The 9,737-nt window shown below is 69.8% G+C and carries 10 protein-coding genes and 1 pseudogene; 8 read left to right on the top strand and 3 right to left on the bottom strand.

Annotation, left to right across the window (positions count from 1 at the left end; translation table 11 throughout):
- Positions 1 to 149 precede the first annotated feature (149 nt).
- The 6 genes from dnaK to B7767_RS08395 all read left to right on the top strand — a co-directional run bounded on the left by dnaK (position 150) and on the right by B7767_RS08395 (position 6,867).
- Positions 150 to 1,994, top strand: a complete 1,845-nt coding sequence (dnaK, locus tag B7767_RS08420) for a molecular chaperone DnaK (protein ID WP_085571620.1) — start codon at positions 150 to 152, stop codon at positions 1,992 to 1,994.
- On the top strand, positions 1,991 to 2,662 hold the full coding sequence (grpE, locus tag B7767_RS08415) for a nucleotide exchange factor GrpE (RefSeq protein ID WP_085571619.1): 672 nt from the start codon (positions 1,991 to 1,993) through the stop codon (positions 2,660 to 2,662). Before dnaK ends, grpE begins: the two co-directional genes overlap by 4 nt.
- A gap of 36 nt (positions 2,663 to 2,698) precedes the next feature.
- Positions 2,699 to 3,877 carry a molecular chaperone DnaJ gene (dnaJ, locus tag B7767_RS08410; protein WP_085571618.1) on the top strand — a complete coding sequence of 393 codons (1,179 nt, stop codon included), beginning with the start codon at positions 2,699 to 2,701 and terminating at the stop codon, positions 3,875 to 3,877.
- Between the two features lie 6 nt (positions 3,878 to 3,883).
- Positions 3,884 to 4,333: a heat shock protein transcriptional repressor HspR gene (locus tag B7767_RS08405; protein ID WP_085571617.1), complete on the top strand. Its 450-nt coding sequence runs from the start codon at positions 3,884 to 3,886 to the stop codon at positions 4,331 to 4,333.
- 277 nt (positions 4,334 to 4,610) lie between these two features.
- Complete coding sequence (locus B7767_RS08400) at positions 4,611 to 5,717, top strand: sugar ABC transporter substrate-binding protein (protein WP_256923359.1); 1,107 nt, start codon at positions 4,611 to 4,613, stop codon at positions 5,715 to 5,717.
- Between the two features lie 115 nt (positions 5,718 to 5,832).
- Entirely contained in the window at positions 5,833 to 6,867 is a 1,035-nt protein-coding gene (locus B7767_RS08395) for a helix-turn-helix transcriptional regulator (protein ID WP_085571615.1), read from the top strand.
- Here B7767_RS08395 and B7767_RS47860 read toward each other — a convergent pair.
- Both B7767_RS47860 and B7767_RS47855 read right to left on the bottom strand, forming a co-directional pair.
- Positions 6,830 to 7,807: a helix-turn-helix transcriptional regulator gene (locus tag B7767_RS47860; RefSeq protein WP_085571614.1), complete on the bottom strand. Its 978-nt coding sequence runs from the start codon at positions 7,805 to 7,807 to the stop codon at positions 6,830 to 6,832. The genes B7767_RS08395 and B7767_RS47860 overlap by 38 nt on opposite strands.
- Positions 7,804 to 8,823 carry a helix-turn-helix transcriptional regulator gene (locus tag B7767_RS47855; RefSeq protein ID WP_085571613.1) on the bottom strand — a complete coding sequence of 340 codons (1,020 nt, stop codon included), beginning with the start codon at positions 8,821 to 8,823 and terminating at the stop codon, positions 7,804 to 7,806. The genes B7767_RS47860 and B7767_RS47855 overlap by 4 nt, the downstream gene beginning before the upstream one ends.
- 105 nt (positions 8,824 to 8,928) lie before the next feature.
- Here B7767_RS47855 and B7767_RS08380 point away from each other — a divergent pair, with 105 nt between their 5' ends.
- On the top strand, positions 8,929 to 9,141 hold the full coding sequence (locus B7767_RS08380; RefSeq protein WP_306297948.1) for a hypothetical protein: 213 nt from the start codon (positions 8,929 to 8,931) through the stop codon (positions 9,139 to 9,141).
- A 1-nt stretch (position 9,142) separates the two neighbouring features.
- Entirely contained in the window at positions 9,143 to 9,478 is a 336-nt protein-coding gene (locus B7767_RS08375) for a hypothetical protein (protein WP_073933142.1), read from the top strand.
- Between the two features lie 169 nt (positions 9,479 to 9,647).
- Here B7767_RS08375 and B7767_RS47850 read toward each other — a convergent pair.
- Positions 9,648 to 9,737 (bottom strand): annotated as a pseudogene (locus tag B7767_RS47850) (nitrilase); the annotation flags it as partial.

Raw genomic sequence — 9,737 nt, 5'->3', positions numbered from 1 at the left:
GATCTGCCGAGGCATCGCCGCAGGTCAGGGAGCGGTTGCGTGTAAGGAACGGATAAGAGTTGAGTCTGCCCGACTCAGCTCTGTTGACCCTGCGGCGGGTGTCATGCATGCTTGAGTCCGTTCCACTCAAGTCAGCTGGAGGAATCGAAATGGCACGTGCGGTCGGCATCGACCTGGGCACGACTAACTCCGTCGTCAGCGTTCTGGAGGGCGGCGAGCCCACCGTCATCACCAACGCCGAGGGCGCCAGGACCACGCCGTCCGTCGTCGCCTTCGCCAAGAACGGTGAGGTGCTGGTCGGCGAGGTGGCCAAGCGTCAGGCGGTCACGAACGTCGACAGGACCATCCGGTCGGTCAAGCGCCACATGGGCACCGACTGGAAGATCGAGCTCGACGGGAAGCCCTTCAACCCGCAGCAGATCAGCGCCTTCGTGCTGCAGAAGCTGAAGCGCGACGCCGAGTCGTACCTGGGCGAGAAGGTCACGGACGCGGTCATCACCGTCCCGGCGTACTTCAACGACGCCGAGCGCCAGGCGACCAAGGAGGCCGGCGAGATCGCCGGTCTGAACGTGCTGCGCATCGTCAACGAGCCGACGGCCGCCGCCTTGGCGTACGGCCTCGACAAGGACGACCAGACCATCCTCGTCTTCGACCTCGGTGGCGGTACCTTCGACGTCTCCCTGCTGGAGATCGGCGACGGTGTCGTCGAGGTGAAGGCCACCAACGGTGACAACAACCTCGGTGGTGACGACTGGGACCAGCGCGTCGTCGACTACCTGGTCAAGCAGTTCCAGTCGGGCCACGGCGTGGACCTCGGCAAGGACAAGATGGCGCTGCAGCGTCTGCGCGAGGCCGCCGAGAAGGCGAAGATCGAGCTGTCCTCGTCCACCGAGACCTCGATCAACCTCCCCTACATCACCGCGTCCGCCGAGGGCCCGCTGCACCTGGACGAGAAGCTCACCCGGGCCCAGTTCCAGCAGCTCACGGCCGACCTCCTGGAGCGCTGCAAGACGCCGTTCCACAACGTCATCAAGGACGCCGGCATCCAGCTCAGCGAGATCGACCACGTCGTTCTCGTCGGTGGCTCCACCCGTATGCCCGCCGTCGCCGAGCTCGTCAAGGAGATGACCGGCGGCAAGGAGGCCAACAAGGGCGTCAACCCGGACGAGGTCGTCTCGATCGGTGCCGCTCTCCAGGCCGGTGTCCTCAAGGGCGAGGTCAAGGACGTCCTGCTGCTCGACGTCACCCCGCTGTCCCTCGGCATCGAGACCAAGGGCGGCATCATGACCAAGCTGATCGAGCGCAACACCACGATCCCGACGAAGCGCTCCGAGATCTTCACCACGGCCGAGGACAACCAGCCGTCGGTGCAGATCCAGGTCTACCAGGGCGAGCGCGAGATCGCCGCGTACAACAAGAAGCTCGGCATGTTCGAGCTGACCGGTCTGCCCCCGGCGCCGCGCGGCGTCCCGCAGATCGAGGTCTCCTTCGACATCGACGCCAACGGCATCATGCACGTCACGGCGAAGGACCTCGGCACCGGCAAGGAGCAGAAGATGACCGTCACCGGCGGCTCCTCGCTGCCGAAGGACGAGGTCGACCGGATGCGCCAGGAGGCCGAGAAGTACGCGGAGGAGGACCACGCCCGCCGCGAGGCCGCCGAGTCCCGCAACCAGGGCGAGCAGCTCGTCTACCAGACCGAGAAGTTCCTCAGCGACAACGCGGACAAGGTCCCCGGCGACGTCAAGACCGAGGTCGAGACGGCCGTCGCCGAGCTGAAGGAGAAGCTCAAGGGCGACGACTCCGCCGAGATCCGCACCGCCACGGAGAAGGTCGCGGCCGTCTCCCAGAAGCTGGGCCAGGCCATGTACGCCGACGCCCAGGCCGGGCAGGCCGCCGGCGGCGCGTCCGCCGGTGCCGGTGAGGCCAAGGCCGACGACGACGTCGTCGACGCCGAGATCGTCGACGAGGACCGCAAGGACGGTGCGGCGTGACCGAGGAGACCCCGGGCTTCGACGAGCAGTCGCAGCAGCCCGACGTCCCCTCCGACGAAGCCGAGCCGAAGGCCGCCGCCACACCCTCCGCGGAGGAGGGGGCGGCCCCGGCCGGGGACACGGGCCAGGAAGCGGCACTGGTGGCCCAGCTGGACCAGGCGCGCACGGCGCTCAACGAGCGCACGGCGGACCTCCAGCGCCTCCAGGCCGAGTTCCAGAACTACCGCCGCCGGGTCGAGCGCGACCGGATCGCCGTGAAGGAGATCGCCGTGGCGAACCTCCTGAGCGAGCTGCTCCCCGTGCTCGACGACGTCGGCCGCGCGCGGGAACACGGCGAGCTGGTCGGCGGCTTCAAGTCCGTCGCGGAGTCGCTGGAGACGGTCATCGCCAAGATGGGCCTCCAGCAGTTCGGCAAGGAGGGCGAGCCCTTCGACCCGACGATCCACGAGGCGCTGATGCACAGCTACGCGCCGGACGTCACCGAGACGACGTGCGTGGCGATTCTGCAGCCGGGGTACCGGATCGGCGAGCGCACCATCCGCCCCGCGCGGGTGGCCGTCGCCGAGCCGCAGCCCGGCGCGCAGACGGTCAAGCCGGCCGAGGAGAACACCGAGGCGCAGGACGGACCGTCGGAGAACAAGGAGAGCGGTGGCCCGGAGGAGGGCTGACGTAATAGCTGACGCAGGGAAGGAGGGACGTCGGGGATGAGCACCAAGGACTTCATCGAGAAGGACTACTACAAGGTCCTCGGCGTCCCCAAGGACGCCACCGAGGCCGAGATCAAGAAGGCGTACCGGAAGCTCGCCCGCGAGTTCCACCCGGACGCCAACAAGGGCAACGCCAAGGCGGAGGAGCGGTTCAAGGAGATCTCCGAGGCGAACGACGTCCTCGGCGACCCCAAGAAGCGCAAGGAGTACGACGACGCGCGCGCGCTCTTCGGCAGCGGAGGCTTCCGCCCGGGGCCGGGCGCGGGCGGCGGCTCCTTCAACTTCGACCTGGGGGACCTCTTCGGCGGCCAGGGCGCAGGCGGCCAGCAGGCCGGCGGCTTCGGCGGCGGTCTCGGTGACGTCTTCGGGGGCCTGTTCAACCGCGGCGGCGCGGGCACCACGCGCACCCAGCCGCGGCGCGGCCAGGACATCGAGTCCGAGGTGACGCTCAGCTTCACCGAGGCGATCGAGGGCGCGACCGTCCCGCTGCGGATGTCCTCGCAGGCACCCTGCAAGGCCTGTTCGGGCACCGGCGACAAGAACGGCACACCGCGCGTGTGCCCGACCTGCGTCGGCACCGGCCAGGTGGCGCGGGGTTCCGGTGGCGGTTTCTCGCTCACCGACCCCTGCCCCGACTGCAAGGGCCGCGGCCTGATCGCGGAGGAGCCCTGCGAGATCTGCAAGGGCAGCGGCCGGGCCAAGTCCTCGCGGACCATGCAGGTGCGCATCCCCGCGGGCGTCAGCGACGGCCAGCGGATCCGGCTGCGCGGCAAGGGCGCGCCGGGCGAGCGCGGCGGCCCCGCCGGTGATCTGTACGTCGTCGTGCACGTCGGCGCCCACCCGGTGTTCGGCCGCAAGGGCGACAACCTCACCGTCACGGTCCCGGTGACGTATCCCGAGGCCGCCCTCGGCGGCGAGGTCCGGGTCCCGACGCTGGGCGGTCCGCCGGTCACGCTGAAGCTGCCGCCGGGCACGCCCAACGGGCGCACCATGCGGGCGCGGGGCAAGGGAGCGGTCCGCAAGGACGGCACCCGCGGCGATCTGCTGGTCACCGTGGAGGTGAGTGTTCCCAAGGACGTGTCGGGGAAGGCTCGTGACGCACTGGAGGCGTATCGCGAGGCGACCGCGGACGACGATCCGCGGGCGGAGCTGTTTCAGGCCGCGAAGGGAGCTTGATTTCAGATGGACGGCCGTCGACGCAATCCGTATGAACTGACCCATGACACCCCGGTCTACGTCATTTCGGTGGCGGCCCAGCTCTCCGGCCTGCACCCGCAGACGCTGCGGCAGTACGACCGGCTGGGTCTCGTGTCGCCGGACCGCACGGCCGGCCGGGGCCGCCGTTACTCGGCCCGTGACATCGAACTGCTCCGTCAGGTGCAGCAGCTGTCGCAGGACGAGGGCATCAACCTGGCCGGGATCAAGCGCATCATCGAACTGGAGAACCAGGTCGCCGCCCTCCAGGCCCGCGCGGCCGAACTGGAGAACGCCCTGGACGGGGCGGCCGCGGCGATGCGCCAGCGCGAGGCCGCGGTGCACGCCTCGTACCGCCGTGACCTGGTGCCCTACCAGGAGGTGCAGCAGACCAGCGCGCTGGTGGTGTGGCGGCCCAAGCGGCAGCAGCAGGACTGAGGCACCGGCCCGGAGTGCCGCGGGAGGCCCGGAGGTTCACCGAACCTCCGGGCCTCCCGGTTTATGCACAGTTGCGTGTGTGACTATCGTATGGCTGCGTGTCCAGATGATTCTCGCCGGACGTCCGCAGGTCTCTCACGAGTTCGGCGCACCGTGCCGTGTCCATCTCGTTAAGTGGCCGACCTTGACTCCGGTGGGGGCTGAAGCGTTGGCTTTTCAGTCACATGGGCCGCAAAGCTGTGCCCACGTCCAAAACGCACCTGAAGTGAGCCCTCGCATGCGTCGTATCGCCATATCCGTGGCCGCCACCGCCATGTCCGTCACGCTCGTCGGATGCGGCGTGCTCAACGCGACGGGGAGCAGCGACGACGCGAGCCCGGCCAAGGGCGACGACATCACCGTCGGGCTGCTGCTCCCGGAGAAGGCCAACACCCGGTACGAGCAGTTCGACTACCCCATCTTCAAGACGAAGGTGGAGTCGCTCACCAACAAGAAGGGCAAGGTCGAGTACGCCAACGCCGAGGCGGACGCCGGCAAGCAGGCCGACCAGATGCAGCAGATGATCGACGACAAGGTCGACGCCATCGTGCTGGACGCGGTCGACTCGCACGGCATCGCGGACAGCGTGCAGAAGGCCAAGGACGCGGGCATCCCCGTCATCGCCTACGACCGGCTCGCCGAGGGCCCGATCGACGCGTACATCTCCTTCGACAACGAGCTGGTCGGCGAGGTGCAGGGCCGTTCCCTGCTGGAGTCGCTCGGCGGCGAAGCGAGCATCACCGACAAGATCGTGATGATGAACGGCTCGTCGACCGACCCCAACGCCAAGCAGTTCAAGGCGGGCGCGCTCTCCGAACTCAAGGGCAAGGTGACGATCGCCAAGTCCTACGACACCAAGGACTGGAAGCCGGAGAACGCCCAGGCCAACATGGCCGAGGCGATCGAGGCGATCGGCGCGGGCGACATCGAGGCGGTCTACTCCGCCAACGACGGCATGGCGGGCGGCATCGTCAAGGCGCTCAAGGCCGCCGGCGTGACCGAGCTGCCCCCGATCACCGGCCAGGACGCCGAACTCGCGGCGGTGCAGCGCATCCTCGCCGGCGAGCAGTACATGAGCGTGTACAAGTCCTACCCGGACGAGGCCGAGAACGCCGCCGAGATCGCCGTGGCCAAGGTCCAGGGCAAGAACATCCAGTTCGACGCGCTCACCCGCGAGCGGGTGGACAGCCCCACCGTCAAGGACATCCCGGCGCAGCTCGTGCCCGTGGTCGCGCTGACCAAGGACAACATCGAGGACACCGTGGTCGCCGACGGGATCTACGACGTCTCGGACATCTGCACCGCGGAGTTCGCGGAGGCCTGCGCGGCGGTCAAGCTGAAGTAGCCGCCCCCGTCGATATCCGGCCACCCGCCGGTCCCCCGACCGGCGCCCGGTCCTTAGGGTCCGGCCGCGCATAGTTGCGCTGCGGAAAGTGGCTGAACCGGGGGTGGGATGGGCGATGGCCGGGCACGGGACGGACGGGCATCCACACGGTGCTGACCGACTGTGCGAGGCCGGGGATCGCGTGTATTCCCGGGCCGTACGGCGCGGACGGCTGCCGCGCCGGGACGCGGAGCCGGTGCCCTGCCTGCTGGAACTGGCCCTGCTGCACCCCGACCCCGACGACATGGACTGGCTCGTCCCCACCCCTCCGCAGGAGGTCATGGCCCGGCTGCTGCGCGGGATGTACGACGAGGTGAACGCGAGCCGACGCCGGGTCGGCTCGGCCGTCGAGGCCTTCGAACGGTACGCCGGCCTGGGCCACCGGATGCCCGCCTCACCGTCGACGGCGGAGGGCCCGGCGATCCGGGTGCTGGACGGGCTCGCCCGCATCCAGGCCGCGATGGACGAGGCGACACAGGCGTGCACCACCGAGGTGCTCACCGTCCAGCCGGGCGGCATCCGGCGCGAGGCGGAGCTGTCCGAGGGCCTGCACCGGGCGACGGCGCTGCGCGGCCGGGGCGTGCGCATGCGGGACCTGTACACGCACGTCGCCCGGCACGGGCACGGACTGCTCAGCTATCTGGAGCTGATGGGCGACGCGGTGGAGGCGCGCACCCTGGACGAGGTGATCGAACGACTGATCCTCTTCGACCGCACGGTCGCCTTCATCCCCGCCAACGCCGAGCGCACCATGGCGCTGGAGCTGCGCCACCCGGCGCTGGTGGAGTACCTGGGCACGGTCTTCGACCGGCTGTGGCGGCTCGCCATCCCGCTGACCGCCCCGCTGCCCGACACCGGCATCGAGGGCATCTCGCACCGGGAGCAGTCCATCGCGGCCCTGCTCGCGGAGGGCCACCAGGACGCGGTGATCGCGGAACGCCTCGGCATCAGCGTGCGGACCTGCCGGGCCCACATCGCCCGCCTGTCGGAGACGCTGGGCGCGGCCAGCCGTACGCAGCTCGGCGTCCGTATCGCCCAGGCCGGCCTGCTGGACGGCTTCCGGCGCCCCGCCGTCACCGCGCCCGGTCGAGGATCCCGGACCGCCCGATGAGGTAGCCGAGCTGCGCCCGGCTCCGGCTGCCCAGCAGCGCGGCCAGTCTGGCGATGTGGACGCGGGCGGTGCGGATGTTCATCCCGAGCCGGTCGGCCACGACGGCGTCGGTGTGCCCCTCGACGAGCAGCTCGGCGATGGCGCGCTGGCGGGGCGTGATGCCGTCGACGGAGGGCTGCGGGGCGGTCTCGGGGTACATGGGGGTGGCCAGGCGCCAGAGTTGGTCGAAGGTGGTGGCGAGGTACCCGACGATCGCCGGGTGGCGCATCTCCAGCGCCGTGGCGCGGTCGGCGCGGGCGGGGACGAACGCGACGGCGCGGTCGACGACGATGAGCCGGTCGGTGACCTCGTCCAGGCCGCGGGCCTCGACGTCGCCGTGCAGCCGCTCGTAGCGGGCGGCGACCCCGGGGGCGTGCCGCAGCGTGTGCTGGTACAGGACGCGGATGCGGCCGCCGCGGCTGAGCAGTGCCTGGTCGCGCCGGATCGCCGGCTCGTCGGAGACCGGGGCGGCGCGGACGTACGTGCTGCGGGGCTGGATGGCGAGGAGTTCGGACGCCTCGGTCATCGCCTCGTCGATGGCCTGGCCGATGCGTTCGCGCGTGGTGTGGAGCGTGAGCGCGGGTGCCGTCCCGGCGTCGTCGGGTCCGTCCGCCAGCAGCGGCGCGAACACCCCGGCCAGCCGCTCCTCCCGGCGCCGCTCGTCGGCGATCCGGTCCGCGGAGGCGCGCAGCAGGCGGTGCAGGCCGACGTGCGGCGCCACGGGCTCCCACGCGCCGGGGTCGTCCACCGAGGGGTGCAGCAGGCCCAGGACGGCCGGACAGGGCACCTCCCGCGCCTCCAGGGCGGTCACCCGTCCCTCGCGCAGGGCACGTTCGTACAGGGCGGCGCCCGGGGCGCAGAGCTCCTCCGCCCCGTGCTCCGCGTGCGCCGGCGAGGTCACTGCGGTGTTCCCTCCTGGTTGAGGATCCCGGACTCCGCGATGAGGTAGCCGAGCTGGGCCCGGCTGCCGCTGCCGAGGGTGGCGGCGAGTTTGGCGATGTGGGCGCGGCACGTCCGTACGTTCATGCCGAGACGGCGGGCGATGGCCTCGTCCACGTGGCCCTCCACCAGGAGCTTGGCGATGGAGTGCTGTATCTCCGGTATGCCGTCGGGCGCGGTCTCGTAGGGGGTGCCGGCGGTCAGCGGGACCGCGCGGCTCCACATGAACTCGAAGACCTTGATCAGATAGCGGACGAGGCCGGTGTGCCGCAGCTCCAGGGCGACCTGGCGGTCGTCGCGCACGGGGATGAAGGCGACCGTCTCGTCGCAGATGATGAGGCGCTCCACCAGTTCGTCGATGGTGCGGTACTCCGCCCTGCCGTTGGCGAACTGCTCGACGTAGGAGAGGCGCTCGGGGTTGAACCGGGCGGTGTGCTGGTAGAGGGTGCGTATGCGCACGCCGCGTTCGACGAGCAGCCGGTCGCGCTCGAACCCCTGCAACAGGCTGCGTTCGGGCCGGTGCCCGCTCGGCTGGACGGTGAGCATCTCCGTCCGGCACTGGGCGGTGGCCAGGTCCAGCGCGCTGTTGATGCGGTCGTTGCCCTCGAGCACGGTGATCGAGTGGGTGGGCGCGATCTCCTGGGAGCTCAGGGACATGAACGGCTCGAAAGTGTCGGCGAGTTCTATCGACAGGCGCCGGCGTTCGGTGATCTCCCGTTCTATGGGGCTCAACCGCTGTGAAAGCGCGATGGAGGGAAGTACCGGACGCAACCACTGCGCGTCGTCGGGATCGGGATGAAGAAGGGCGAAGTCCATCAAGCAGGGCGCGGGTTCCACGTCGGCGCGGGCGATACGTCCCGCGCGGAGGGCATTCGCGTACAGACGCACCCCCTCCTCGCACAGCTCGGTCACCGTGTGAGGATGTACCGCCTTGGTCTGTTTTGTTCCCAAATCTCCACCCCACAGGGTCCTGAACATGCAGGAACATGATGCACCGATCGTGTGGCCATGATGTGCCCGAATGAGCCATCGTCGTACTGGACGGGGGACAGAGGGGACCTTCAAGTGAGGACGAAGCCGACTATGAGTAAGAAAATGCTTCGCTCGGTGCTTGTCGCCGCCTTCTCCGTCGGTGTGGCCTTCGGAATAGCGGGCGGCCTCTCCGAGGCGAAGGTGGACGTCAGGGCGGACAGCGTGTGGCCGCCGATCATCGCGCCGATCGTCGCGGAGAACGCGGTCATGGCCGACAGTGTGTGGGCCGGCCCCGCGCGTACGGATGACAGCGTGTGGGCTTGACATGACTACTCCACCCGACGACCGCTCCTTCCGCCGGGAGATGGCGACCGCCTACCGATCCGGATGGCACTTCATCGATCTGGTCACCGCCATCCCCCACAGCGGTGACTCGTTGATGGTGACCGTCTTCGGTGAACCGGTGGTCGTCACCCGCGACGAGGACGGGGACGTACGGGCGTACCGGTGCCTGCGGCGGCCCAGGGGGGCGCCGAAGCCCGTGCGGTGTGCCATCCGGTACGGAATGATCTTTGTGAACCTGGACCAGCGGGACCATCGACAGGTGGAGTCGGACTCCCCCGTCCCCCGGACCATCTCGGCCACCCCCCGCAGTGCCTGACGCGATTCCCCCGTCGTAAAAGATCGCGCAGGTGCTTCCCCCCGCAGCGGCGTCACCGTGACCTGAACACGGTGACGCCGCTGCAGTTTTCCGGGACATTTCCGGGTATCGGCCCGATCGCGCGATGGCCGGAAGTGATCGCTCGGCGGTGCGAACGGCGCCGCACGCCTCACCCGCGTCCCATCGCGCGCGTGAGCGCGATCTCGATGACCACCCGTGACGGATTCGGCCGCGGCGTCCGCCCGTAGCGCTCCGCGTA

Source organism: Streptomyces sp. 13-12-16 (assembly GCF_002114215.1).
In the GTDB taxonomy this organism is placed as follows: Bacteria; Actinomycetota; Actinomycetes; order Streptomycetales; family Streptomycetaceae; genus Streptomyces.
Note: the sequence above shows the minus strand (reverse complement) of the source record. Positions and strands in the feature narration are given on the sequence as shown.

Excerpts from the sequence above, each read along its gene's own strand:
- dnaK (WP_085571620.1), top strand. The coding sequence starts at position 150 with ATGGCACGTGCGGTCGGCATCGACCTGGGCACGACTAACTCCGTCGTC.
- dnaJ (WP_085571618.1), top strand. The coding sequence starts at position 2,699 with ATGAGCACCAAGGACTTCATCGAGAAGGACTACTACAAGGTCCTCGGC.
- B7767_RS08380 (WP_306297948.1), top strand. The coding sequence starts at position 8,929 with ATGAGTAAGAAAATGCTTCGCTCGGTGCTTGTCGCCGCCTTCTCCGTC.
- B7767_RS47855 (WP_085571613.1), bottom strand. The coding sequence starts at position 8,823 with ATGTTCAGGACCCTGTGGGGTGGAGATTTGGGAACAAAACAGACCAAG.
- B7767_RS08405 (WP_085571617.1), top strand. The coding sequence starts at position 3,884 with ATGGACGGCCGTCGACGCAATCCGTATGAACTGACCCATGACACCCCG.
- B7767_RS08395 (WP_085571615.1), top strand. The coding sequence starts at position 5,833 with ATGGCCGGGCACGGGACGGACGGGCATCCACACGGTGCTGACCGACTG.
- B7767_RS08375 (WP_073933142.1), top strand. The coding sequence starts at position 9,143 with ATGACTACTCCACCCGACGACCGCTCCTTCCGCCGGGAGATGGCGACC.
- B7767_RS08400 (WP_256923359.1), top strand. The coding sequence starts at position 4,611 with ATGCGTCGTATCGCCATATCCGTGGCCGCCACCGCCATGTCCGTCACG.